We start from the raw sequence: 23,123 nt of genomic DNA, 5'->3' as shown, positions 1-23,123 counted from the left end.
GCGTGAGCGCGCCGGCGGTTCCGGTGCACGACCGCACGCCACGCAGGCTGCACGGGCCTCACGCGCGGATGCCGGCTGCCGCGTGTTCCGCACCCTTTCTGCGCGGGAAAGGATGCTTGAAACATCCGCAATTATCACGTGCCGCGGATTTGCCCACCATGTGCCGGACGATCGGTACAGCCCGCCTGTCCGGCCCTTTCAACGGCCTTGCGGTGCCTGCCGCCACGTCGTGCGACCGGATGCATCGCGCCGGTCGCGAACGGCCGGGCTTCGCGCCACGGCGTACCGATAATCAGGAGACACGATGAACAGCCATTCCCTCGATCTCGGCGGCAACGCGGGCGAACCCGCGCCCGCACGACCTGCGTCCGCCGCCGGCACGGGCGCTGCCGGGTCGGCCCTCCCCGCCCGCCGCGTCACGCTCGGCGATTTCATGGACGACCTGCCGGTTGGCGCATTGCACCGGTTCGTCGTCTGGGTGATCGGTATCGGGCTGTTTTTCGACATGTACGAGATCTTCCTCGTCAGCACGATCGGTTCCGCGTTGCAGAACGAATACGGGCTGAGCCGGCAGAGCACCGATTTCAAGCTGCTGCTGGCCTCGGCGTTCATCGGCATGTTCGTCGGCGCGATGTGCCTCGGCAGCCTCGCCGACCGCATCGGCCGGCGCAAGGCCTTCCTGCTGACGCTCACGTGGTACAGCGCGTTTTCGCTGGTCGGTGCGTTCTCCGTGAACGCCGACATGCTCGTCGCGTGCCGGTTCCTGACCGGCATCGGCGTCGGCGCGATCTATCCGGTTGCCGACAGCTTCCTGTCCGAGATCCTGCCGAAGGAAAAGCGCGGGCGGCTCGCCGCGTGGGCCTATACGACTTCCTATGTCGCGGTGCCGCTCGTCGGTTTCCTCGCGCTGTGGCTGAATCCGCTGCACGTGGGCGGCGTGGCCGGCTGGCGCATCATCCTCGCGATCGGCAGCCTCGGCGCGGTGTACGTGCTGTTCGTCCAGCACCGGCTGCCGGAAAGCCCGCGCTGGCTGCTCGCGCAGGGCCGCACCGCCGATGCGTACGCGGCATTGCGGCGCTTCGCTGAGGGCACCGGCGTGCGCGTGCCCGAGCAATTCGCGGAACCGGGCGAGCCGCAACGGCCGCTCGGGCTCGGCGAGCGTTTCGCGCTGCTGCGGCGCGAACCGTACGGCGCGCGCTACCTGATGCTCGCGATCTTTCATCTGTTCCAGGGCTTCGGTTATTACGGCTTCGGCACGCTGGCCGGCACGGTCGTGAAGAGCCGCGGCTTCGACGTGACGGACAGTACGCTGTTCATCGCGCTGTCGTTCATCGGCTATCCGGTCGGCTCGCTGCTGTCGATTCCGCTGCTCAACTGGATCGAGCGCCGCACGCTCGTGATTGCGTCGATCCTGTCGATCGCGGCGTTCGGGCTGTGTTTCGCATACTCGGGCCAAACCGTGCTGATCGTCGGCTTCGGGTTCCTGACGACCTGCGCGTCGAACGTGTTCAGCAACGCGTATCACGTGTACCAGGCGGAGATCTTTCCGGCGCGCGTGCGCTCGACGGCGATCGGCAGTACCTATGCGCTGTCGCGCATCGTCAGCGGTGCGCTGCCGTTCGTGTTGCTGCCGGTGCTCGGCGGTTACGGCGCGGGCGCGATGTTCGGCGTGATCTCGGTTGCGCTCGGCATTGTCGCCGTCACGCTGCGCGTGCTCGGGCCGCTGACGACGCGGCGCAGCCAGGACGAAATCAATCCGGTTTGAGCGTGTGTCGATGCGGGGCGCGGGAACGCGCTCACGCATCGTTCCTGATGCTTCGCGGATGGTCGGGCTATCGGTCGCCCGGCGGCCCACGGCAGACGGGCGCATCTTCCGCGCACGGTCACGGTTACGGCTGCGGTCACGCAACGCCCGCGTGCGCCGACCGCTGGCGGGCAAAATCCGAAGCAGGATGCCCGGCGATCGACGGTTCTGCCCTTCACGGCGCGCCGTCGCGGCAAGGGCCCTGCGACGCCATGTCCGCTCGAGAAACGACGACCGTGAATTCGATCCCGGATTCAAAATCCAGTGTCATGGTCGAGAAGCGCGGATCGTCATCGAGATAGTGCTTGTACGGTCGAACGGCGTCCTCGGCCGTGTACATGTTGTCGGCCAGGACGATCGACCCCGGGCGCAGCAGGCGCTCGATCTGCCTGAACAACTTCAGGTAGGCGTCGGCCCAGACGTCGATGAATACCATGTCGAAGTGCCCGTCCAGCTCGGCAACGGTCTCGAATACGTCGCCTTCCCGGATGTCGACATGGGCATCCAGGCCCGCCGTGCCGACGTGATCGCGCAATCGGGCGCACTTGAGCGGGTCGCGTTCGGTCGCGACGACCACGCCACGGCCCAACGTGCGCAGTGCCTCGGCGAAATACAGCGTGGACACGCCGCACGAGCTGCCGAGTTCGAGGATGCGGGCCGGCCGTTGCGAGAGCACCATGTTGCGCAAGAACCCGCCCGTTTCCGGCGACACGGCCAACGATAGCCGGCTGCCTTCCGGGGATTCGAAGTCGTCGGTGAACAGCCCGAACGTTTCGAGAAACCGCCCCCGCAGACGAGGGGCGATCGCTTCGTATTCCTCTGCTAACGACAGAAGCTCCTCGTTCGATCCCGGGAACTGCGCGCGGGCGCGGGCGATGATTTCGGTCCGGCTCTCTTCGTGGAGCCGTCGCAGAAGAACGGCGGTAGGTGAAGCCATGTGCGTTCCTTGACGAGATTGATCACGTCGACGATGTATCTGGCGGCGCCTCTCCCGCCAGGGTTTCGGCGCGGTCGCTCGATATCGGCGACATGCGGAGGTTGTCATGTGATTCGGGCGAGCGTGATGGCGCGCTCGGGGCACGCGGTCACACACAGTCCGCATGACCGGCACGCATGCGCGTTCGGCGTGTAGGCGACTTCCATGCCGTGCACGCGCAGCTTCAGGCGATGCATCAGGCCGAGGCCGACGTAATCGGCCGGGTCAATGCGTCTGACCTCGAACACGTTTTCAGGGCAAACCGCGACGCAATCCCCTTTGCCTTCGCAACGCTTCAGATCGACGACCGGCGCGATCACGCCCGGTTGCTGTTTGCAGTCGCTCGTGGATTTTTCGCGCACGTTCACGCTCCCGAGGGCCGGTCGTCGCCGGAGCGCCACGCGTTGCGGAAATGCTCGCGTTCCTCGGGCGTCATCGATTCCCACTTGCGCCAGTGGCGCCGGCCACGCCAGCCGTGGTGTCCGCGGAATCCGCCGAACAGGATGCGGCTCAACACGAGCAGGCCCAGCGCCCGGGCGAAATCGATCGTACGGGCCCCGACGAACAGCGCCGGCATCACCCAGTTCCACAACATCATGACGACCCATCCGAGCACGCCTATGGCAATCAACGCGAGCACCGCCTTGCCCGCGCATCTGATTCGAAAATTCATTTGTCGACTCCTCTAGGGTCTGTTTACATATGGAACGCACATGCGTTGCCACGAGAACGGCCGCTCGCGAGGCGCGTGACGCCGCGAATACTGACGTATTCGCAAGGAGCGCAACGCGGCGAGCGGCCGTTCTCGTGGCAACCCCTAATTAAAAAATTCATTCCACGGGAATGCCCGAAATCGCCCGTATGGCGGCGTCGCTCGTCGCTTGTCCCCCAAGGGGACTTCCTGCGGGGCGTTTGGCTCGGCCAAACGGCGCTCCTCACTTCTTGCCCTACGCCCCGGAGGAAGTCCCCTTGGGGGACGAGCGATTTCGGGCATTCGCATGTGCGTTCCATATGTAAACAGACCCTAGATATTGTCCAGTTCGTCATGAATGAGCTGCAGTCGTGCACGCAGATGCAAGACCGCATAGCGTTTGCGCGCGAGCAGCGTATTGAGCGCAACGCCGCTTTGCGTGGCCATCTCCTTGAAGGAACGGCCCTCCAGTTCGTGCGCGATAAATACCTCGCGCTGATTCGCCGGCAGCTCGTCGAGCGCATCCTGCAAGGCTTCGAGCAGGAGCGTGCGCGCGTAGACTGCTTCGGGGCCGGCATCGTGCGCCGGCAGCACGAGATCCAGCCGGTACTCGCTGTCCGCGTCGTCGTCGGCCTCGGACAGATCCGTCAGCGGCTGCTCCTTCTTCTTGCGAAAGCGGTCGACGATACGGTTGCGCGCCGCGCGGAACAGCCACGCGCTCACCTGTTCGATCGGCGCCGGAAGCCGGTAAGCCTGGACGAATTCGTGAAACACGTCCTGAAGGATGTCCTCGGCATCGTCCGGGTCGCGAATCCGACGCCGGATGAAGCTCACCAGCCTCGTTCGTTCACGCATCACTATCGCGGTGATGTCGCGGTCTGGGTCGGTCATGTGCGTGAAGTGGGTGGCGATTCCATGCACCTGAAGACGTTTCAGGCGCGGGAATATTGTGTCGAGTGCGAAAAATGACTGCTCAACGGGGCGGCTTCAAGGGAGAGATCGGTTACACCGCCCATCCAGCGGGCAGCAATTGGGCCGGCCCGACGGTCATCGCCGACACGAGCGGGAACGGTGTAACGATAGTGCAAGGAACGAACCCGCGACGACAAGGCGAAGTGTGCGGGCGGCAGGCACGGGCGTTGCCGGGGCCAGACAGGAAAGTATGTGCCGTGCTCGCGACTGTCGGCTGCATCCGGGCCGTACTACTCGCCGGCTGTTCGCGGTCGTCGGCCGGTCGGTCCGGCGCGGCTGCTATGAATAGGCTTCCCACAACGGCATCGGCTCCCCGCCGCGGCGAGCCGAACGCTCCCCGACGATCGCCCTTCCCGAAGCCGCACCGCGACAATCCCCGCCAGCTCGCAGGCCGGCCTCAACGCGCCGACATGAAATCGAACAGCTTCGCGATATCGGTCGTCAGCACCGTTCCGGCCTTCACGCCGACCCAAAGCGTGCGCGTCGCCCACGCATCGTCGAGCTTCACGACCCCGAGCCGCGCCGCGCGCTCGCCGGTCACCGCGTCGCGCGGCAGGATGCCGATCCCGAGTCCCGCCTCGATCATCCGGCTCACGCCGTCGAAATTCGATACCTGGATCCGCAGCTTCAGCGAACGCTCGACCGCGAACGCGGCGTCGGTCATGCGCGCGAGCAGCGAACTGCCGTCGCTGAGCCCGACGTAGTCCTCGTCGAGCGTGTCCGCGAAGCGGATGCTGTCGCGCGCGGCGAACCGGTGCGTGCGCGGCACGAGCAGCACGAGTTCGTCGCGGCGGTACAGCCGCCGTTCGATACCGGGGGCCGGCACGTTGTCGGCGAACACGCCGAGATCGGCCTTGCCGGACGCGAGCGCATCGACGATCTCGTGGCTCAAACGCTCTTCGAGGCTGACCTTGATACCCGGATTGTCAGTGAGGAACGCCGCGAGATCGGCGGGCAGGAACTGGACGATCGCGGACGTGTTGGTCCACACATGGATGTGGCCACGCACGCCGGCGACGTAGTCGCTCATCTCGTGCGCCATCCGGTTGACCTGCTCGATCACCTTCGCCGCATGGTCGAGCAGCGCGCGGCCCGCGGGCGTCAGCTCGACACCGCGCGCATGCCGGACGAACAGCGCGCTGCCCGTCACGCTTTCGAGCTCGGCGATGCGCTTGCTGACCGCGGACAGCGTGAGCTGGCCGTGCTCGGCCGCTTTCGTCAGGCTGCCGTGCTCGGCGACGAGCGCGAACACGCGCAGCGATTGCAGATCGAAATGAAGCGGATTCACCATGTCGTGGGTCCTGGGGAGGCCAGGCCGGCGCTTGCCGTCAGCGCGGCGGCCTGACGCCGATCATACGCCCGGCCGACCCCGCGCGATACGGTGCGGTACGGCGCAAAACAGCGCCTAGCGCGGCGCGATCGACTGCAACGCGGCGAGCATCGCACCGTCCGGCTTCGCGAGATCGTCGAGCACGTCGAAGTGCCGCATGCCGGGGAGCCCGACGTGGACGATCCGTTCGCCTGCCGCTTCGCATGCCGTCGCATAGTCGCGTGCCTGCCGGACGAGTTCGGGCAGCTCGGCATCGCCGACCGCAACGACCGTCGGTGCGCCGGGCCCGACATGACGCAACGGGCTGTACGCGTCGACTTCGCGCGCGCTGAGCTGCAGCTTGTCGTTCAGGACGCACAGCGAGATCGGTTCGAGATCGACGAGCGGGCTGATCGCGAGCGCCGACACGACGGCCGGATGCGCGCGGTACACGGCCGTCAGGTGGCCGCCCGCCGAATGGCCGCTCAGGTGGATCGGCCGCCCGGCGGTGCCGATTGCGTCGGGATCGTTCGCCAGGTAGTCGAGCAGCCCGCCGATCTCGCCGACGATGCCGGTCATCGTCGCGACCGGCGCCAGCGTGTATTCGGCGAGTATCACGTCGAAACCGCGCGCGAGCGGCCCGCTCGCCGCGTACGCGAAATCCTCTTTCGCGCAGTGCTGCCAGTAGCCGCCATGAATGAACACGAACAGCGGCGCATCGGGCCGACCGCACGACAGCCAGTCGAATCGCTGCGCGGGCTGCGCACCGTAACGCAGGTCGCGCCGGCCGCGCGTCGTGTCGTAGAGTGCCGCGCTGCGCGCCTGCATCGATGCCAGCAACGCAGGGAAATCGGGTACCACCTTCGTGTTCAGATAGGCGGCGTCGAGTGCCGCGCGGTCCATGCCGCGATAGAGGATCGTCATCGGAATCGTATGGGTCGGGTTGCGGAAGCGCGGACGCAGGCGTCGCGTCCGGTGCGAAGGCGGCTTCTCAGTCGCCGAAGCACACATTATCCGCAGCGCGGCATGGGCCGGCTATCCGGAATCGGCGAGCGCGGAAACCGGCTGTCCGTTTTCGGCGGCAGATCGACGCGGCATGCGTCCGCACCGGTACGATCCGGGCCGCATGCGCGATGGCACGAGATGCCCGCCGGCGCGCCCGGCGGTCGGCTCGAGTCAGATCAGCTCGGAGATCTCGATCAGGTTCAGGTCGGGATCGCGCACGTAGACCGACCGGATCTTCCGCGTCGCGCCCGTGCGTTCGACGGGCCCTTCGACGATCGGCCATTCGACGCGCTTCAGGTGCGCGATCACGTCGTCGAGCGGCACCGATGCGATGAAGCACAGGTCGAGCGCGCCGGGCACCGGCACATGCGCTTTCGGTTCGAACTCCGCGCCGCGCACGTGCAGGTTGATCTTCTGGTTGCCGAAGCGGAACGCGATCCGGCCGGCTCCGAAGGTTTCGAGCTGCATCTGCAGCACCTCGGTGTAGAAATGCGTCGTCCGGTCGGGATCGACGCAGGTCAGCACGAGATGGTCGAGGTGGTCAATCAGTGCCATGAGGTTCGCTCCGGTTGGTCGTTCACGAGAAAGCGCGTTGCGCGGGCATGTCGCCGGCGTCCGCGCGCGGCGGCGGATGAAGGTCCGAGCGGCGCCCGGCCTTCAGGATCTGGCTCGGCACGTCGTGGCCGATCAGCGCGGGCAGCCGTGCCGACGCGACCAGCACGGCCGCGAGATCGACGCCCGTATCGTAGCCGTCGAGTTCGAGCATGTGCACGAGTTCCTCGGTGCACGCGTTGCCGGTCGCGCCCGGCGCGTACGGGCAGCCGCCGAGGCCGCCGAGCGACGCATCGAAGCGGTCGATCCCGGCGTCGAGTGCCGCGAGCGTGTTCGCGAGCGCCATCCCGCGGGTGTTGTGGAAGTGCAGCGTGAGCTGCAGCGCGCCGAAGCGCTCGCGTGCACGTGCCGACAGTTCGCGCACTTGCGACGGAAACGCCATGCCCGTCGTATCGCACAGCGTGAAGCCGTGCACGCCGAGATCCGCGAAGCGCTGCATCCACGCGAGCACGCCCTCGGCCGCGACGTCCCCTTCCATCGGGCAGCCCATCGCGGTCGACAGCGAGACGTTGATGGCGACACCGGTGCCGCGTACCGCGTCGATCACGTCGCGCAGCTGTGCGAACGATTGCTCGCGCGTCATCCGCAGGTTCGCGCGGTTGTGGCTTTCGCTCGTCGACATCACGAGGTTCACTTCGTCGATGCCGCACGACAGCGCGCGCTCGGCACCGCGCACGTTCGGCACGAGCACCGTATAGACGACGCCCGGTGCGCGCGCGATGCCGTGCATCACCGCCTCGGCGTCGCGCAACGCGGGGATCGCCCTCGGCGACGTGAACGACGTGACCTCGATCTTCGCGTAGCCGCAGGCGCTCAGCGCGTCGACGAGCGCGATCTTGTCGTCGGTGTCGACGAATGCCGCTTCGTTCTGGAAACCGTCGCGCGTCGCGACTTCGTGGATGTAGAGCCGTGTGCGTTGCCCGCTCATGTCGTCGTCTCCTGGTTCGGGTTCAGATCACGCCGCGCGTGCGCCAGTCGCCGCGCGTCGCCGCATCGATGCCGAGCGCTTCGAGTACCGCGTCGGTATCCGCGCCCAGCGCGGGCGCCGGGCGCTCGATGCGCCCGGGCGTCGCACCGAGCTTCGGCACGATGCCGGGCACGAGCACGGGCGTGCCGTCGGGCAGCGCGGCATCGACGAGCATGTCGCGCGCGCGGTAATGCGGATCGGCGGCGATGTCGGCCACGTCGTAGATGCGCCCGGACGGGATGCGTGCGTCGTTCAATGCGGCCAGCACGGCGTCGAGATCGTGCCGCGCGCTCCACGCGCCGATCGCCGCGTCGATGCGTTCGACCTGCGCGACGCGCCCGTCGTTGTGCGCGAGCGCGGGATCGTTGCCGAGATCGGGCCGGCCGATCAGCTCCATCAGGCGCCGGAAGATGCTGTCGCCGTTCCCGGCGATCAGTGCGTACCGGCCGTCGCGGCAGCGATACGCGTTGGTCGGCGCGATGCCGGGCAGGCTGCTGCCGGCCGCCTCGCGCACGGCACCGAACGCCGAGTATTCGGGCAGCAGGCTTTCCATCATGTTGAATACCGACTCGTACAGCGCGACATCGACGACCTGCCCCTTGCCGCCCTGCTGCTCGCGATGCCGCAGCGCGAGCAGCACGCCGATCACGCCGTGCAGCGCCGACAGCGAATCGCCGAGCGAGACGCCGACGCGCACCGGCGTGCGGCCCGGCTCGCCGGTCAGGTGCCGCAGGCCGCCCATCGCCTCGGCGATCACGCCGAAGCCGGGACGGTCGCGGTACGGGCCCGTCTGGCCGAAGCCCGACACGCGCAGCATCACGAGCCCCGGGTTGATCGCGGACAGCGCGTCCCAGCCGAGCCCCCAGCCTTCGAGCGTGCCGGGCCGGAAGTTCTCGATCAGCACGTCGGTTTCCGCGACGAGGCGGCGCACGACGTCCTGCCCTTCGTGCGTGCGCAGGTCGAGCGTCAGCGAGCGCTTGTTGCGCGACTGCGCGGCCCACCAGACCGACGTGCCGTCGTGCAGCAGCCGCCATTTGCGCAGCGGGTCGCCGAGCGCGGGCGGCTCGACCTTGAGCACGTCCGCACCGAATTCGGCGAGCATCCGGCCCGCGAACGGGCCGGCGATCAGTTGTCCGAGCTCCAGCACGCGGATGCCGTCGAGGGGGCGTGTCATGGCAGTCTCCGATGAAAGCGTGTTGTCGATGACGGCGATCATGACGGCGTTCCCGCCCGGCGAAAATCGATCGATGCTCAACCAGCCTTTCCGAAACGGAAAGGCGTGCGCCGCGGCCGTTCACATATGCGGTGCGCCAGCCTTTCCGTCCGGGAAAGCGCACTCGCGCAACGGTCAAACGACGGCCCGCGCGCCGCCGGCAGAATCGAACCCGTTCCGCGCCCGCCCCGGGCGCCTGCCAGCGAGGCCCGCCATGTTTTCCGTTTCCTCTCCCGCGAAGATCGTGTTCCTCGACCGCGCGACGCTGTCGCCGCAAACCGTGCTGAAGCCGTTCCCGTTTCCGCACGCGTTGTGCACGTTCGAGCGGACGGCCGCGCACGAGGTCGCTTCACGCATCGGCGACGCGGACATCGTCGTGACCAACAAGGTGCGGCTCGACGCGGCGGTGCTTGCCGGCGCGCGGCGCCTGCGGATGATCGCGATCGCCGCGACGGGCACCGACATCATCGATCTCGACGCGTGTGCCGCGCACGGCATCGTCGTGAGCAACATTCGCGGGTATGCGGCCCGCACGGTGCCCGAGCACACGTTCGCGCTGATCTTCGCGCTGCGCCGCAGCCTCGTCGCGTACCGCGACGCGGTGCGCGCGGGGCGTTGGCTCGACAGCGGGCAGTTCTGCTTCTTCGATCATCCGATTCGCGACCTGGCCGGCTCGACGCTCGGGATCGTCGGCGACGGCGTGCTCGGGCGTGCGGTGGCCGGCATCGCGCGCGCGCTCGACATGCGGGTACGGTTCGCCGCGCACGGCGATGCGTCGGGGGACGCCTACGCGCCGCTCGACACGCTGCTTCGGGACAGCGACGTGATCACGCTGCACTGCCCGCTCACGCCCGCAACGCGGCACCTGATCGACGCGGCCGCGTTCGCGCGGATGGCGCGCCGGCCGCTGCTGATCAATACCGCGCGCGGCGGGCTCGTGGATGAAAACGCGCTCGTCGACGCATTGCAGTCGGGGCAGATCGCGGGCGCGGGGTTCGACGTGGTTACGCAGGAGCCGCTGCCGGCAGCGCATCCGTTCCACGCGATCCTGTCGCATCCGGCCTTCATCCTGACGCCGCACGTCGCGTGGGCGAGCGACGAGGCGATGCAGGCGCTCGCCGATCAGCTCGTCGACAATGTCGCCGCGTTCGTCGACGGCGCTCCGACGCATGTGGTGTGATGCGCAGCCGCGGAGATCGTTTCGACGGCCCTACGAGAAAAGCCCCGCTCGACTGCTCGAAGCGGGGCTTTGGATTGGGAGTTGCTTACGCCGGCGACCCGGCACGTAGCGGGTTTGTGCATCCACCCTGTCCTGCAGCGGGTTTCTGAATGCCTGACGAGCGCTACGTCAAGGAACTCGGGCCGCCGATGCGGCAGGGCCGGTCTGGCGCTGGCCGGGCCCCGCACTGGAACTCGCCGGCTTTGGCTGCGGCGCACCACCCGGCACGCTGATCCCGACCCGAATGCGCGCGTTTCAGTAAGCGGACATCTCGACGCAAGGATCGACCTTGGACGGCGAGCAGATGACCGAATACTTGGCGCTCTCGCGCATCAGCGCTTCGCCTTCGTGCAGCGCGATCTTGATCTCGGGATGACGCTCGTACGCGAGGAATGCCGAGCACACGACCGCGGACATCACGACGAGGGAAAACACAAATTTTTCAAGGGTTTGGAAACGTTCAGGCATGGTTCGACCTATCACTTAGGCCGTGATTATATCTCGAAATAAGGGTTTTCCCTATAAGCCGGCCCGCATACCGAGGATGCATTCGGTCGCGCGCGGACGCGATGCTCGCGCCCTTTTTTCCTGCCAGTCCGCGCCTGAGTGTCGGTCGAACAGGATGGGGCGACCGGTTGCGGGGTTCGCGCCGTACCGGCGCTGCCGGCAACCGTGTCCGGCCACCGGGCCGGTCGCTGGCACCGCCCCGCCGCTGCGCCAGCCCCGGTGCATCCGGCGATGTGCTCGCGGGCAATCGGTCGGTGGCGTGAAGTCGGCGGAAGGCGCGGCGCGGCGTTCGGGCGCGACAGGCCGCGTATTACCGGAGGGAAACGCCCCGCCCTTCGCCCTCGCAGGTCACCGCGTCACTGCGGCGCCGACGCGCCGCTTGCCGCATTGCCGGGCCATGCCTTGCCGATCTGGTCGACCAGCGATTTCGCGGTGCCCGTCACGATCGCCGCGTCGACGCCGGACGTCTGCCACGAGCCGTCGGCGGCCTTCACGAAGGTCAGGTTCGCGCGCGACGGCTTGTAGTCGGTATTGCGCCACGTGACCACGACGTCGCACGAGTAGGTGCGATCGCCGACCTTCTTGCAGTCGCCGTCGGGCTTCGCCGACACGACATCGGCCGAGACGGGCAGCGGCTGGCCGAACAGCGCGTTCAGCCCGCCGTGGTTTTCCGCCTCGAGCGCGCGGCGCACGGCGGCATCGACGTCGCCCGATCCGGGGCCGTCGTGGAGCAGGTTGCAGGCGGCCAGGAGGGTCGATGCACCGGCGAGTGTCAGCAGCGTCTGGAACTTCATGGATATCCGTTATCGGGGGAACGCCGCGTAGTCTGCAACGTCCGCGTATCGTGCGCGGTATCCATTTGTAACCAATTGCACGGGCGCGATCGCCCCTCCGCTTCTCCCTCGCCTACTGACGCGCCTACTGACGCGCCTACTGCCGCTCCTGCTTCACGCGGCTCACGAGCTGCGTCGGGCTCACGAACTGCAGCGCGATGACCACCCATACGAGCGTGATGGCCATGTAGATCATCGCCATCGCGTCGATCGACTGCGGCGCGCGCACGCCGGTCGAGAACACCGCGTAATACAGCGCGACGACGAGCGTCTGCGTGCTCGGCCCCGCGGTGAAGAAGGTCAGCTCGAACATCCCGATGGTGCGCACCAGCACGAGCAGCCCCGCCGCGAGCATGCCGGGCACGAGCAGCGGCAGCAGCACATGGCGGAAATAGCGCCACGTGTTCGCGCCGAAGATGCGCGCGGCGGCTTCGAGATTCGGATCGATCTGCTCGATGAACGGCGTCATCACGAGGATCACGAACGGCAGCGCCGGCACGAGGTTCGCGAGGATCACGCCGGGCAGCGTGCCCGCGAGCCCGACCTTGTACATCACGGTGGCCATCGGGATCCCGTACGTGACGGGCGGCACCATCAGCGGCAGCAGGAACACCAGCAGCGCGAAGCGCTTGCCGCGAAACTGCACGCGCGCGAGCGCATAGGCGGCCGGCACGCCGAGCGCGATCGACAGCAGCACGACCGCGCCGACGACCTCGACGGTCACCCACAGCACGCTCGCGAGCTGGAAGTCCGCCCACGCCTTCGCGTACCAGTGCAGCGTGAAACCCTGCGGCAGCGGCGTGCCGAACCAGCGTGTCGCGACCGAGTTCACCGCGACGGTCGCGATCAGCAGCATCACGTTCAGCAGGAAGAACGCCATCAGCCCCCAGACGAGCGCGTGCCACGCACGGCCGGCGAGATGGCCTGCCATCTTCCGCGGTTTCCTCGCGTCGGCGGGCCGCACGTCGGGCGGGTCGGGTGCGTCGTGCTTCGGCGGCCACGCGCGGGCGGCATGATTGTCGGTCGCCATCAGCCCTTGCCCCCCGTCACCGCGCCGGTATAGAAGAAGCGGCGCGCGCCGAGCATCGACGCAACCACCAACAGCTGCACGAAACCCATCACGATCGCGATCGCCGATGCGAGCGAATAGTCGTAGCTCTCGAACGCCGCTTCCGCCGCCGCGATCGAGATCACGCGCGTGGGCCCGGCCGGCGCGCCGAGCAGCACGGCCGACGGGAACACCGAGAACGCCTGCACGAACGACAGGCACGCGGCCATCGTGAGCCCGGGCACGAGCAGCGGCAGGTAGATCCGCCGGAACTGCTGCCACGGGTTCGCGCCGAGCGTCGCCGCCGCGCGCGCGAGTGTCGGGTCGATGCCGCTGATGTACGAGAGCATCAGCAGGAACGCGAACGGAAAGCCCGACACGATCAGCGACAGCAGCACGCCCCAGTAGTTGTGCGTGAGGCGCACTTCGTCGGTGTACAGGTGCAGCCCCTGCAACGCCTGCGGGAACCAGCCGTTCGGCCCGAAATACGTGAGCATCCCGTCGGCGACGAGCACCGTGCCGAGCGTGACGGGAATCACGAGCAGCGTCGTGACGAACTTCTGGTAAGGCGAATTACGGCGCAGCGCGAACGCGACGGGTACGGCGACGCCGACGTTGAGCAGCGTCGCGGGCACCGCCAGCTTCAGCGTGACGAGCACCGTGGGCCACATCGCGGTGTCGGTGAAGAACTGCACGTAGTTCGCGAGCGCGCCGCCGCCGTTCATCGGCTGGAACGACAGCACGAGACCGTATGCGAACGGATAGATGAACAGCGCGACAATGAACGCGAGTGCGGGTGTGACGAGCCAGACTTTCGCGTCGCGCGGTGTGCCGCCGGCCGGGAGCGTGCTCACGCGGCCTCCCGGTGGCGCGTTGCAGCGCACGCGATGCGGCGGCCGTTCATCGCGCGTCTCCCGCATAGACGAGCGTGCGCGACGGCGCAACACATAACCGCAAATGCTCGCCTTCCGCGAATTCGCCGGCCACGCGCGCCCAGATCGGGCCGAACGGCGTGGCCGCACGGATCAGCGAATCGCGGCCGCCGTATTCGACCGTTTCGACGGTCGCGTCGAACGCGTTGCCGGCGCCGTCTGCCGCGCGCTCGATATCGTCGGGGCGCAGCGCGACCGCGACGTCCTTCGCGTCGAAGCCGGCCATCGGCACGCCCGTGAGCCGCACGCCTGCGGCGCTGACGTTGACGTGGCCGCCGGCCATCCCGTCGAGCGTGAACGGCAGCACGTTGCGATAGCCCATGAAACGCGCGACGTGCAGGTTGTGCGGGCGCGTGTAGACGTCCTTCGGCGTCGCGACCTGCTGTACGACACCCTCCTTCATCACGACGATGCGGTCGGCCATCGACAGCGCCTCGTCCTGGTCGTGCGTCACGTAGATCGTCGCGCGTTCGAGCTGCGTGTGGATGCGGCGGATCTCGGCGCGCATCTCGATGCGCAGCTTCGTGTCGAGGTTCGACAGCGGTTCGTCCATCAGCACGAGCGGCGGCTCGATGACGATCGCGCGTGCGATCGCGACGCGCTGCTGCTGCCCGCCCGACAGCTGCCCGGGCAGCTTGCCCTCGTGCCCGACGAGCTGCACGAGTTCGAGCGCCTGCTGCGCGCGCCGCCGCGTTTCCTGCTTCGGCACGCCGCGCATCTTGAGGCCGAAACCGACGTTGTCGAGCACCGACAGGTGCGGAAACAGCGCGTAGTTCTGGAACACCATCCCGAAGCCGCGGCGCTCGGGCGGCAGCACGTCGATGCGCGTGTCGTCGAGCCAGATGCCGCCGCTCGTGAGCGGCTGCAGCCCGGCGATGCAGTTCAGCGCGGTCGACTTGCCGCAGCCCGACGGGCCGAGCAGCGCGATGAACTCGCCGCGCCGGATCTCGAGATCGAGCCCGTTCAGCGCGGCGACCTGCGCACCTTCCGCATTGGTGAAGCTGCGGCTGACGCCATCGAGCCGCAGCCGTTCGAAACTCTGCTTCATTGCGCGAACTCCATCGACGCGGGCGCCGCGGCGCCCGCCGGCCCATGCGTCACTTCGACTTCTGCGAACCGATCTCGCGATCCCACTTCTGGAATGCGGCGACCATCGCCTGCGCGCTGAGCGGCTGCACGTGCGGGCGATCCGCCAGCAGCTTCGCGTATTCGGGGCGGCCGAACTTGCGGATCACTTCCTGGCTGTGCGCGGGCGCCATCTCGAGCGTCACGCCCTTCACCGCCGGGCCCGGATAGAAGTAACCGTCGTCGTAGGTCATCGCCTGCTGCGCCGGTTCGAGCAGGAAGTTCATCAGCTTGAACAGGACGTCGAGCTTGTCCTTCGGCACGCCCTTCGGGATCACCATGTAGTGCGCATCGTTGACCCACGTCATGTTGTCGAACGCCTGGACCCGGAACTCGGCCGGCACGATGCCGAGCGCACGCGGGTTGAGGTCCCAGCCGGTGACGGTCACGGTCATGTCGCGCGTGCCTTCGCCGAGCTCCTTCATCACCGCCGACGTGCCGCCCGGGTAGTACGGGACGCAGTCGTTGAGCTGCTTCAGGAACGCCCAGGTCTTGTCCCAGCCGTTGATCGGGTCCTGCGGGTTCTTGTCGCCGAGCACGTACGGCAGCCCCATCAGGAACGTGCGGCCGGGGCCCGAGTTCGCCGGGCGCGCGTAGATCAGCTTGTTCGGGTGCGCCTTGCACCACGCGAGCAACTGATCGGGTGTTTTCGGCGGGTCGCTGACCTTCGCCGGGTTGTATTCGAGCAGCGGGCCGGCCGGCATGTAGGTGACTTCGAGGCCGAAGCCCTGTGCGAGGTCCTGCATCTTGCGCGGGCCGGGTGCGTACCTGTCGAGCACGCCGGGGAATGCGCCCGCGTTGTCGGGCAGCACCTTCAGCCACAGGTTCTGCTCGATGCCGGCGGCCAGCGCGTCGGTGCCCGTCAGCACGAGGTCGATGTCGGCGCGCCCCGCCGCCTGCATCGCCTTGATCTTGCCCGGCAGCTGCGGCGCCGGTGCGTTCGTGAACGTGACGCTCGACACGAGGGTCGGGTTCTTGTCCCTGAAGGCTTCGATGGCCTTCTGCGTGAGCTGCAGGTTGCCCGCGACATCGACGATGTTCAGCGATACGGGGGCGGCAACGGCTGCCGCGGCCGACAGCGTGAAGCCCACGGCGAGTGCGATCCGGCGGACACGGCGAGCGATCGTGGTGGCGTTCATGTCTCCTCACTTCGGTCGGTGGATGGGACCTTTCTTTTCAGGAAATCATGACGGCGTTATACGATGTCGGTCAACAAAAAACCGATCGGCGCGGGGCGGGACTTTCCCTGACAAACACCTTCCGGTGAGTGCCAATTTGGTTACCTGGCAAGATGGGCCGGGGATCGCGGCTGGACGCCAAGTCGTCTTGCGACGTCATATCTCTGCGGGGGCAATCCGGGCGAAGCGGATACAACGGGCCCCGACCGGATCGGTGCCGTCAGCGTTCGGCAGGCCCGGCAAATCAGCGGTTCTTCAGCGCGATCAACACGTCCCGGTGTCCGGAAATGACTTTTCGCGCCGCGCGCGGCACGTCGCCCTTCTCGGCTTCGGTCGAAGCCTTGACCTCGCTGGTGGGACGGATGATCGTGCGGGGTTTCAACGCGACTTCGTACAGCACCTTTCGTTTGGGATCCACGACGGCATTCCGCAAAAAATGACAGTGATCGACCGCTTGTCCGTCAATCGGATGCAGCGGTCGCGTCGCTGTCAGTCATGGCGTCCGACGAACGGACGAAAACGGCCGCAAGGCCGGCAAACAATGCCCGAATATCAATTCCTCAAGCCTGAATCGCCTTCACCCAACGCCCTCACCTCGTCGATCAACCGTTCCGCATCACGCCACTCGCCATACCCGGACGTCGGATTCAGGTGCCCGACCTCGCCGAGATCGACGAGCCTGCTGCCCCACCCTGCCGCCAGCGTTTCGACGCGCTCGTAGCGCGCGAGCGGATCGTTGCGGCTCGCGGCGACGATGCTCGGAAACGGCAGCCGCCCGGTCGGTACCGGCGTCCAGCCGTTCGCGTCGATCGCGTCGGGCGCCGGATAACCGGCGGGCATCGGCGTATCGAGATCGGCCGGCGCCGCGAGCAGCGCGCCGTGGATTTTGCGCGTGGCCTGCCGCGCCCAGTGCACGGCAATCATCACCCCCGCGCTGTGCGCGACGAGGATCACGGGGCCGTCGATCGCGGCCAGCGCCGCATCGAGCGCCGCGACGCGTGCCGCGCGGCTCAGCTTGTCGGCTTCGAGCGGCGCGACGGATCGTGCGTTCGGCAGGCGCCGTTCGAGGTGCGTCTGCCAGTGGTCTTCGACGTGATCGCGCAAGCCGGGCACGATCAGGATGGTGGGTGCGGTCGTCAGGGTCATGCAGCCTCCGAAGCGTTCAGGAAAGTCTGGGCGCGCGCCGTTCGCGTTCGACGCGCGCGAGATCGGCCACATAGCTCGCGCGTCCGATCGCGAACAGCACGGCGGCCATGAGCGGCACGACGGGAATCCATTGGAGTGCGCCGACGAGGCCGGCGCGATCGGCGGCCCACCCCGTCAGCAGCGGGCCCGGCGCCATGCCGAGCAGGTTGTTGGCGAGCGTGAGCGTCGCGAACGCCGATGCGTGGATCGCGGCCGGCGTCAGGTTCGCGACCATCGCGCCCGACGCACCGGACGCGCCCGCGCCGACCAGCATTCCCGCGCAGATCAGCGCGAGCTGCAGCGGCCCGGGCGGCAGCCGGAACGCGACCGCGAGGCAGACGCCGGTCAGCACGCAATATGCGATCGCGGTCAGCCACTTGCGCTTGCCGTCGGTTTTGCCGACGCGGTCGGTGACGATCCCGCAGCCGACCATCCCGATACCCGCGAGCAGCACGAAACCGGCGGCGAGCACGGCCGCGCGGTCGGGCGCCATCGCGTAGTAGCGGTTCAGGTAGCTCGGCAGCCATGCGAACAGCGCGCCCGGCACGAACAGGTGCAGCCCGCTGCCGAGATATGCGCAGATCACCGAACGCGACGCGAACAGCCCCGACATCAGCACGCGCACGCTGCCGCGCAGGTCGCGCGGCGTGTCGGTGTCGCGCCGGCAGGGTTCGGCGCCGCATTCGGTGCCGTACTCAGTGCCGTATTCGGAGCGATATGCGGCGAGCCGCCGTTCGGTCACGACGCAGCGATACGCGACGAGCAGCACGATGCCGAGCGCGGCCATCACGCCGAACGACCAGCGCCAGCCGAGATGCGCGCCGACGAGCCCGCCGAGCGCCATGCCGAACACGGAGCCGAATGCGCCGCCGGCCATGAACGCGCCGGTCAGCGTCGCGCGCAGCCGCGCCGGGAAGATGCTGAGGATCAGCGCGACGCCGACGCTGCCGTACGCGGCTTCACCGAGCCCGACGAGGCCGCGCGCGACGAGCATCTCCGTGTAATGGGTCGACAGCGCGCAGCCGAGCGTCGCGACGCTCCACAGCGCGGCCATCAGCACGATGCTGCGCACGCGCCCGAAGCGGTCGGCGAGCACCGACAGCGGAAACGTCAGCAGCCCGACCAGCAGCGCGACGACGCCGGAGAGCGAACCGAGCTGCGTGTCCGACAGCGCCCATGCTTGCTTGAGCAGCGGGAACACGGCGTTGAGCACCTGCCGCGACATGTAGTCCGACAGCAGCAGGCCGACGGTCAGCCCGAACACGAGCCACGCATAGGCAGGCGCGCGCCGGCCGGCGGCGGCGACGTCCTGGATCGACGGCTCGACATGATGGATCAGCATGCGTGTCTCCTCCGGCACCGGAGCGATCGTGCTCCGGCGCGGCTTGCGTGGCCCCGCTCCGTTGACCGGAGTCCGCCCCCGCATCACGCGCGGGGATGGGTGCCACGCCACAACGATCGGCGGGCCGCGGCCGCCATGGCCGCGGGCCCGGATGCGCGGATGCGCGGCGCGTCAGGCGGCCCGCAGCGGCACGTTCGGCTGGCCCGGCCGGCGGTTCGGCGCCATCCCGAGCTGCGCGAGGGTCTCGTCGATGCCGTCGTACTGCACGCCGATCCGGTAGATCGCCTTCGCTTCCTTGCCGGTCGCGATGTCGCGGCCGAGTTCGCGCGCGATCCGTGCGCACTGCTCGACCTGCTGCACCGACGTCATCCGGTTGCCCTTCTGGTCGATGATCGTGTCCTCGATCCCGCAGCGCGGATGCAGGCCCAGCGCCATCGCGACCGTATTGATCGGCAGCACGTTCTTCATCAGGGATTCGAGCGTGATGCACGCGCCGTCCGGGCAGCGCCGCACGAATTCCATGAAGTTGTACGGATTCGGGCCGTCGAAGCCGCCGCCGATGCCGACCCACGTGACGTTCAGCGGGCCGCGATAGACGCCGCGGCGGATGATCCGTTCGAGCGTTTCCAGCGCATGCATGCCGGTGAGCTGGAAATGGGGCTGGATGCCGGCCGCCTGCAGGCGGCGCAGGTGCTCGTCGACCCAGCCGGGGCCGGCCGGCACGGTCATCTCGCGGTACGCGTCCCACAACGCGGCTTCGTTCAGCGACGTGCCGGCGATGTCCTTGCGGTTCATCAGCTCGGTGATGTTCATCTGCACGGTGTTGATCGCGACCGTCACCTGGTCGGGCTTCGGCGTCAGCTCGGCGAGCATGTGGCGCGTGTCGTCGGACAGCCATTTCGCTTCCGCGCCGTCGCCTTCCGGCGCGAACGAGATCGAGCCGCCCACCTGCAGGATCATGTCGGGCACCGCCTCGCGCAGCCGGCCGAGCAGCTCGTTGAACTTCGACAGCCGCTTGCTGCCCTTGCCGTCGAGTTCGCGCACGTGCAGGTGCAGCACCGTCGCGCCCGCGTTGTAGCAGTCGACGGCCTTCTGCACGTGCTCGTCCATCGTCACCGGAATGTCTTCCGGAAAGTCGGCGGGCATCCATTCGGGGCCGTACGGCGCGACCGTGATGACAACCTTGTCCTGGTTTTCCGGGTGCAGCGAATCGTCGAGAAATTGCATGTCGTCCTCCAGTGGAAATCGTTTTTGTGCAGGCGTACGGGCGTGCGTATCCCGCCGTGCCGGGCGGCGGGCCCGGCGCGTTGTTTGGGGTGGCGAATCGGTTAAGGTGCGAGCGCGCTCAGAACGGCACGTCGCCGACGATGCCCGCGCGCTCCATCCGGCGCACGCACGGCGGGTAGTCCATGACCGCGTAATGCTGCGTGCTGCGGTTGTCCCAGATCGCGACGCTGTTCTTCTTCCAGCGCCAGCGCACCTGGTATTCGGGGATGTATGCCTGGCTGATCAGGTATTGCAGCAGCTGGCCGGCGCCGGGATTCGCGTCCTGCCCGACCCGCACGCGCGCGGGCGTGTGGTAGTTCGTGAAATGCGTGGTGAACGCGTTCACGTACAGCACCTTCTCGCCGGTTTCGGGGTGCGTGCGCACGACCGGATGCTCGGCGTCCGGGTACTGCGCCTTCAGCGCGAGGCGCTTGTCGATCGGCATCGCCGCACCGAAGCTCGCTTCGATGCTGTGGCGCGCGCGCAGGTCGTCGATCTGCTGCTTCACGTGGTCCGGCAGGCGCTCGTAGGCGAGCACCATGTTCGCCCACATCGTGTCGCCGCCAACCGGCGGACCGTCGATGCAGCGCAGCACGCAGCCGAACGGCGGCGCCACGCGCCAGCTCGCATCGCTGTGCCACGCATTCTCGTAGCGGTCGTTCGGCTGGTCGGGCGACTTGTAGATCCGCACGAGCCCCGGGTGCTCCGGGTCGCTGCCGGCGACCGGATGATCCTCGAGTTCGCCGAAGCGCCGCGCGAACGCGACGTGCTCGGCGCGCGTGATGTCCTGGTCACGCAGGAACAGCACGCGATGCCGCAGCAGCTGCGCGCGGATTTCGGCGAACAGGCCGTCGTCGTGCACGGCGTCGGCGAGGCTCACGTCCAGCAGTTCCGCGCCGAGCGCACAGGTCAGGGGTTCGACTCGCATGCGCGTCTCCTCAGACGATGAACACCGACGAACCGGTCGTCTTGCGCGATTCGAGATCGCGGTGTGCCTGCGCGGCATCCTGCAGCGCGTAGCGCTGGTTGATTTCGATCCTGATGCGGCCGGCCGCGACGTGCGCGAACAGTTCGCCGGCCAGGTCGTTCTTCTCGGCCGGATCGGCGATGTAGTCGGCCAGCGCCGGGCGCGTCAGGTACAGCGAGCCCTTCATCGCGAGGCGCTGCGGATCGAACGGCGGGATCGGGCCCGATGCGGTGCCGACGCACACCATCAGCCCGCGCCGCTTCAGCGAATCGAGCGAGCCTTCGAAGGTGTCCTTGCCGACGCTGTCGAACACGACGTCGACGCCCGCGCCGTCCGTCAGTTCGCGCACGCGTTTCGCGACGTCCTCGCGGCTGTAGTCGATCGTATGGTCGCAGCCGTGCGCGCGGGCGATCGCGGCCTTGTGCTCGCTCGAAACCGTGCCGATCACCGTGAGCCCGAGCAGCTTCGCCCATTGCGACACGATCAGCCCGACGCCGCCGGCGGCCGCGTGCAGCAGGATCGTGTCGCCCGGCGCGAACGCGTGGATACGGCGCAGCAGGTAGGCCGACGTCAGGCCGCGCATCGTCATCGCCGCGGCCGTTTCGCACGAAATGCCGGCCGGCAGCCGCACGAGCGGTGCGGCGGGGATCAGCCGCTCGGTGCTGTACGCGCCGAGCGTGTTCAGGAAGCCCGTGTAGGTCACGCGGTCGCCGACGGCGACGTTCGTCACGCCCGGGCCGACGGCGTCGACCACGCCGGCCGCCTCGACGCCGATTCCGGCCGGCAGCGGCACCGGATACAGGCCGCTGCGGAAATACGTGTCGGCGAAATTCAGCCCGACGGCTTCGTGCCGCAGGCGCACCTGGCCGGCGCCCGGGTCGCCGACGTCGACTGCTTCCCAGCGCAGCACGTCGGGGCCGCCGGTTTCGTGGAATCGCACTGCATGTGCCATCGTGTTCTCCGTATGTTGTCAGTCGGATGCGCGCCGCGCATCGTCGGGTTCGTTCATGCCCGGCGGCGTCGCGGCCGCGCCGTCCGCCAGCGGTTCATCCAGCCCGGCCCAGTCCGCGTCGCCCAGGTAGCGACGCGCGGCCGGGAAAATCACGCCTTCCATCCGCCCCATCTGCTCGAACGCGCCGTGTGCATAACGGGCGAGCGCCGCGTCGAACGCGGCCGACGGCAGCCCGTCCGCGGCAATCCGCTCGAGCGCATCGAGCGCTTGCGCATCGCGCTGCCGCTGGCGGTCGAGTTCGTCAAGTTCGGCCGCGACGCACTCCGCGCGCACGCGCAATGCCGCGAAGAGGTGCGCTTCGGCGGCCGTGCCGACACGGGCGCGCTGCAGCGCGGCAAGCGATGCCAGCGCACGCTGCGCGTCGGCCGCGTGCCGCTGCGGTACGTCCGCGTGTGCGGCGGACGCCATCAGGCCATGCTGCGCGTCGCTCGCTTGCCGCTGCCGTGCATCCGCATCCGCGTCCACGCCGGACGCCATCAGCGCATGCAGCAACCCGCCGACCGCGCGATGCGCATCGAGGCAACGCGCCATCACGCGCGCCTCGGCCGGCGTTCGCCGCGACGTGCACACGAGCACCGGTACACCGCTCGTCGCGAGCAGGTGCTGCCGCTGCGCGCAGGCCGCCGCATCGGCATCGTGCGGCAGCGCCGCGACGCCGATCAGGTCGCAGCCGAGTTCGGCCGCCAGCGCGCCGGGTGCCGCGTCGCCGGCCCCCGGATGGCCGGCCCCCGGATGGCCGGCCCCCGCGATCGCATGGGACAACCCCTGCGCCCGCGCGGCGGCTTCCACTTTCGCACCGTGTTCCGGCAGCCGCGCTCCGGATAAACGCGAGGCCGGCGCGGCGCCGATCAGCAGGAACGTGACCCGGGCGCCGACCGCGCGCGCCAGTTCGAGCGCATGGCCGATCGCGTCGATGCCACCGGGCGCGCCGTCGACCGTCACGAGCAGATGGCGGTACAT

Annotated in this window: 25 protein-coding genes; 3 read left to right on the top strand and 22 right to left on the bottom strand. The window is 68.2% G+C overall.

All coding sequences use genetic code 11. The features are described 5' to 3' along the window. The first annotated feature begins 304 nt into the window (after positions 1-304). Positions 305-1,765: an MFS transporter gene (locus APZ15_RS13135; RefSeq protein ID WP_027787382.1), complete on the top strand. Its 1,461-nt coding sequence runs from the start codon at positions 305-307 to the stop codon at positions 1,763-1,765. Between the two features lie 214 nt (positions 1,766-1,979). Here the strand turns inward: APZ15_RS13135 and APZ15_RS13130 are convergent, their stop codons facing one another. From APZ15_RS13130 to APZ15_RS13115, 4 genes are all read right to left on the bottom strand, one after another. Continuing rightward, positions 1,980-2,741: an O-methyltransferase gene (locus APZ15_RS13130; RefSeq protein ID WP_049098244.1), complete on the bottom strand. Its 762-nt coding sequence runs from the start codon at positions 2,739-2,741 to the stop codon at positions 1,980-1,982. A 104-nt stretch (positions 2,742-2,845) separates the two neighbouring features. After that, a complete protein-coding gene (locus tag APZ15_RS13125) occupies positions 2,846-3,142 on the bottom strand; it encodes a 4Fe-4S dicluster domain-containing protein (RefSeq protein WP_027787383.1) in 297 nt (98 codons plus the stop codon). A 2-nt stretch (positions 3,143-3,144) separates the two neighbouring features. Then, positions 3,145-3,453: a hypothetical protein gene (locus APZ15_RS13120; RefSeq protein WP_027787384.1), complete on the bottom strand. Its 309-nt coding sequence runs from the start codon at positions 3,451-3,453 to the stop codon at positions 3,145-3,147. A gap of 351 nt (positions 3,454-3,804) precedes the next feature. Then, on the bottom strand, positions 3,805-4,326 hold the full coding sequence (locus tag APZ15_RS13115; protein WP_226127201.1) for an RNA polymerase sigma factor: 522 nt from the start codon (positions 4,324-4,326) through the stop codon (positions 3,805-3,807). Here APZ15_RS13115 and APZ15_RS42155 point away from each other — a divergent pair. After that, positions 4,237-4,440: a hypothetical protein gene (locus APZ15_RS42155; RefSeq protein ID WP_226129744.1), complete on the top strand. Its 204-nt coding sequence runs from the start codon at positions 4,237-4,239 to the stop codon at positions 4,438-4,440. The two genes, APZ15_RS13115 and APZ15_RS42155, sit on opposite strands and share 90 nt — an antisense overlap. A 400-nt stretch (positions 4,441-4,840) precedes the next feature. On the opposite strand, the gene APZ15_RS13110 is transcribed toward APZ15_RS42155, so the two are convergent. From APZ15_RS13110 to APZ15_RS13090, 5 genes are all read right to left on the bottom strand, one after another. Beyond that, the gene (locus tag APZ15_RS13110; protein ID WP_021159618.1) at positions 4,841-5,734 is read right to left on the bottom strand and encodes a LysR family transcriptional regulator; all 894 of its coding nucleotides are present in this window, start codon (positions 5,732-5,734) and stop codon (positions 4,841-4,843) included. 114 nt (positions 5,735-5,848) lie between these two features. Continuing rightward, complete coding sequence (locus APZ15_RS13105) at positions 5,849-6,676, bottom strand: alpha/beta hydrolase (RefSeq protein ID WP_027787386.1); 828 nt, start codon at positions 6,674-6,676, stop codon at positions 5,849-5,851. Positions 6,677-6,928: 252 nt separating this feature from the next. Then, on the bottom strand, positions 6,929-7,312 hold the full coding sequence (locus tag APZ15_RS13100; RefSeq protein WP_027787387.1) for a VOC family protein: 384 nt from the start codon (positions 7,310-7,312) through the stop codon (positions 6,929-6,931). Positions 7,313-7,334: 22 nt separating this feature from the next. Beyond that, the gene (locus tag APZ15_RS13095) at positions 7,335-8,297 is read right to left on the bottom strand and encodes a hydroxymethylglutaryl-CoA lyase (RefSeq protein ID WP_027787388.1); all 963 of its coding nucleotides are present in this window, start codon (positions 8,295-8,297) and stop codon (positions 7,335-7,337) included. A 22-nt stretch (positions 8,298-8,319) separates the two neighbouring features. Next, complete coding sequence (locus APZ15_RS13090; protein WP_027787389.1) at positions 8,320-9,510, bottom strand: CaiB/BaiF CoA transferase family protein; 1,191 nt, start codon at positions 9,508-9,510, stop codon at positions 8,320-8,322. Between the two features lie 253 nt (positions 9,511-9,763). Between APZ15_RS13090 and APZ15_RS13085 the strand changes: the two genes are divergently transcribed. Then, positions 9,764-10,729 carry a D-2-hydroxyacid dehydrogenase gene (locus APZ15_RS13085; RefSeq protein ID WP_027787390.1) on the top strand — a complete coding sequence of 322 codons (966 nt, stop codon included), beginning with the start codon at positions 9,764-9,766 and terminating at the stop codon, positions 10,727-10,729. Between the two features lie 294 nt (positions 10,730-11,023). On the opposite strand, the gene APZ15_RS13080 is transcribed toward APZ15_RS13085, so the two are convergent. The 13 genes from APZ15_RS13080 to APZ15_RS13025 form a co-directional block, all read right to left on the bottom strand. Beyond that, complete coding sequence (locus APZ15_RS13080) at positions 11,024-11,236, bottom strand: hypothetical protein (RefSeq protein ID WP_006497261.1); 213 nt, start codon at positions 11,234-11,236, stop codon at positions 11,024-11,026. Positions 11,237-11,631: 395 nt separating this feature from the next. Continuing rightward, positions 11,632-12,069: a hypothetical protein gene (locus APZ15_RS13075; protein WP_021159623.1), complete on the bottom strand. Its 438-nt coding sequence runs from the start codon at positions 12,067-12,069 to the stop codon at positions 11,632-11,634. 136 nt (positions 12,070-12,205) lie between these two features. Further along, a complete protein-coding gene (locus APZ15_RS13070) occupies positions 12,206-13,138 on the bottom strand; it encodes an ABC transporter permease (RefSeq protein ID WP_027787391.1) in 933 nt (310 codons plus the stop codon). Beyond that, positions 13,138-14,010, bottom strand: coding sequence for an ABC transporter permease (locus APZ15_RS13065; protein ID WP_027787392.1), 873 nt, complete (start codon positions 14,008-14,010; stop codon positions 13,138-13,140). The genes APZ15_RS13070 and APZ15_RS13065 overlap by 1 nt, the downstream gene beginning before the upstream one ends. A 46-nt stretch (positions 14,011-14,056) precedes the next feature. After that, on the bottom strand, positions 14,057-15,136 hold the full coding sequence (locus tag APZ15_RS13060; RefSeq protein ID WP_027787393.1) for an ABC transporter ATP-binding protein: 1,080 nt from the start codon (positions 15,134-15,136) through the stop codon (positions 14,057-14,059). Positions 15,137-15,185: 49 nt separating this feature from the next. Beyond that, positions 15,186-16,352, bottom strand: a complete 1,167-nt coding sequence (locus APZ15_RS13055; RefSeq protein WP_027787394.1) for an extracellular solute-binding protein — start codon at positions 16,350-16,352, stop codon at positions 15,186-15,188. Positions 16,353-16,635: 283 nt separating this feature from the next. Beyond that, positions 16,636-16,809 (bottom strand): hypothetical protein, encoded by a 174-nt coding sequence (locus APZ15_RS41755; RefSeq protein WP_167562610.1) that lies wholly within the window; start codon positions 16,807-16,809, stop codon positions 16,636-16,638. 134 nt (positions 16,810-16,943) lie between these two features. After that, on the bottom strand, positions 16,944-17,537 hold the full coding sequence (locus tag APZ15_RS13050) for an RBBP9/YdeN family alpha/beta hydrolase (protein ID WP_027787396.1): 594 nt from the start codon (positions 17,535-17,537) through the stop codon (positions 16,944-16,946). Positions 17,538-17,553: 16 nt separating this feature from the next. Beyond that, entirely contained in the window at positions 17,554-18,918 is a 1,365-nt protein-coding gene (locus APZ15_RS13045; protein WP_027787397.1) for an MFS transporter, read from the bottom strand. Between the two features lie 171 nt (positions 18,919-19,089). Further along, positions 19,090-20,145: a beta-keto acid cleavage family enzyme gene (locus APZ15_RS13040; RefSeq protein ID WP_021159631.1), complete on the bottom strand. Its 1,056-nt coding sequence runs from the start codon at positions 20,143-20,145 to the stop codon at positions 19,090-19,092. Between the two features lie 118 nt (positions 20,146-20,263). After that, positions 20,264-21,112 (bottom strand): TauD/TfdA dioxygenase family protein, encoded by an 849-nt coding sequence (locus tag APZ15_RS13035; protein ID WP_021159632.1) that lies wholly within the window; start codon positions 21,110-21,112, stop codon positions 20,264-20,266. A 10-nt stretch (positions 21,113-21,122) separates the two neighbouring features. Further along, positions 21,123-22,103 carry a quinone oxidoreductase family protein gene (locus APZ15_RS13030; protein ID WP_021159633.1) on the bottom strand — a complete coding sequence of 327 codons (981 nt, stop codon included), beginning with the start codon at positions 22,101-22,103 and terminating at the stop codon, positions 21,123-21,125. A gap of 18 nt (positions 22,104-22,121) precedes the next feature. Continuing rightward, the gene (locus tag APZ15_RS13025) at positions 22,122-23,123 is read right to left on the bottom strand and encodes a universal stress protein (RefSeq protein WP_027787398.1); all 1,002 of its coding nucleotides are present in this window, start codon (positions 23,121-23,123) and stop codon (positions 22,122-22,124) included.

The sequence above is a fragment of the Burkholderia cepacia ATCC 25416 genome (assembly GCF_001411495.1).
Lineage (GTDB): Bacteria > Pseudomonadota > Gammaproteobacteria > Burkholderiales > Burkholderiaceae > Burkholderia > Burkholderia cepacia.
Note: the sequence above shows the minus strand (reverse complement) of the source record. Positions and strands in the feature narration are given on the sequence as shown.

Coding starts and splice junctions, on each gene's coding strand:
- APZ15_RS13135 (WP_027787382.1), top strand. CDS start 305: ATGAACAGCCATTCCCTCGATCTCGGCGGCAACGCGGGCGAACCCGCG.
- APZ15_RS13130 (WP_049098244.1), bottom strand. CDS start 2,741: ATGGCTTCACCTACCGCCGTTCTTCTGCGACGGCTCCACGAAGAGAGC.
- APZ15_RS13120 (WP_027787384.1), bottom strand. CDS start 3,453: ATGAATTTTCGAATCAGATGCGCGGGCAAGGCGGTGCTCGCGTTGATT.
- APZ15_RS13115 (WP_226127201.1), bottom strand. CDS start 4,326: ATGCGTGAACGAACGAGGCTGGTGAGCTTCATCCGGCGTCGGATTCGC.
- APZ15_RS13110 (WP_021159618.1), bottom strand. CDS start 5,734: ATGGTGAATCCGCTTCATTTCGATCTGCAATCGCTGCGCGTGTTCGCG.
- APZ15_RS13105 (WP_027787386.1), bottom strand. CDS start 6,676: ATGACGATCCTCTATCGCGGCATGGACCGCGCGGCACTCGACGCCGCC.
- APZ15_RS13100 (WP_027787387.1), bottom strand. CDS start 7,312: ATGGCACTGATTGACCACCTCGACCATCTCGTGCTGACCTGCGTCGAT.
- APZ15_RS13095 (WP_027787388.1), bottom strand. CDS start 8,297: ATGAGCGGGCAACGCACACGGCTCTACATCCACGAAGTCGCGACGCGC.
- APZ15_RS13090 (WP_027787389.1), bottom strand. CDS start 9,510: ATGACACGCCCCCTCGACGGCATCCGCGTGCTGGAGCTCGGACAACTG.
- APZ15_RS13085 (WP_027787390.1), top strand. CDS start 9,764: ATGTTTTCCGTTTCCTCTCCCGCGAAGATCGTGTTCCTCGACCGCGCG.
- APZ15_RS13080 (WP_006497261.1), bottom strand. CDS start 11,236: ATGCCTGAACGTTTCCAAACCCTTGAAAAATTTGTGTTTTCCCTCGTC.
- APZ15_RS13075 (WP_021159623.1), bottom strand. CDS start 12,069: ATGAAGTTCCAGACGCTGCTGACACTCGCCGGTGCATCGACCCTCCTG.
- APZ15_RS13070 (WP_027787391.1), bottom strand. CDS start 13,138: ATGGCGACCGACAATCATGCCGCCCGCGCGTGGCCGCCGAAGCACGAC.
- APZ15_RS13060 (WP_027787393.1), bottom strand. CDS start 15,136: ATGAAGCAGAGTTTCGAACGGCTGCGGCTCGATGGCGTCAGCCGCAGC.
- APZ15_RS13055 (WP_027787394.1), bottom strand. CDS start 16,352: ATGAACGCCACCACGATCGCTCGCCGTGTCCGCCGGATCGCACTCGCC.
- APZ15_RS13050 (WP_027787396.1), bottom strand. CDS start 17,537: ATGACCCTGACGACCGCACCCACCATCCTGATCGTGCCCGGCTTGCGC.
- APZ15_RS13045 (WP_027787397.1), bottom strand. CDS start 18,918: ATGCTGATCCATCATGTCGAGCCGTCGATCCAGGACGTCGCCGCCGCC.
- APZ15_RS13040 (WP_021159631.1), bottom strand. CDS start 20,145: ATGCAATTTCTCGACGATTCGCTGCACCCGGAAAACCAGGACAAGGTT.
- APZ15_RS13035 (WP_021159632.1), bottom strand. CDS start 21,112: ATGCGAGTCGAACCCCTGACCTGTGCGCTCGGCGCGGAACTGCTGGAC.
- APZ15_RS13030 (WP_021159633.1), bottom strand. CDS start 22,103: ATGGCACATGCAGTGCGATTCCACGAAACCGGCGGCCCCGACGTGCTG.
- APZ15_RS13025 (WP_027787398.1), bottom strand. CDS start 23,123: ATGTACCGCCATCTGCTCGTGACGGTCGACGGCGCGCCCGGTGGCATC.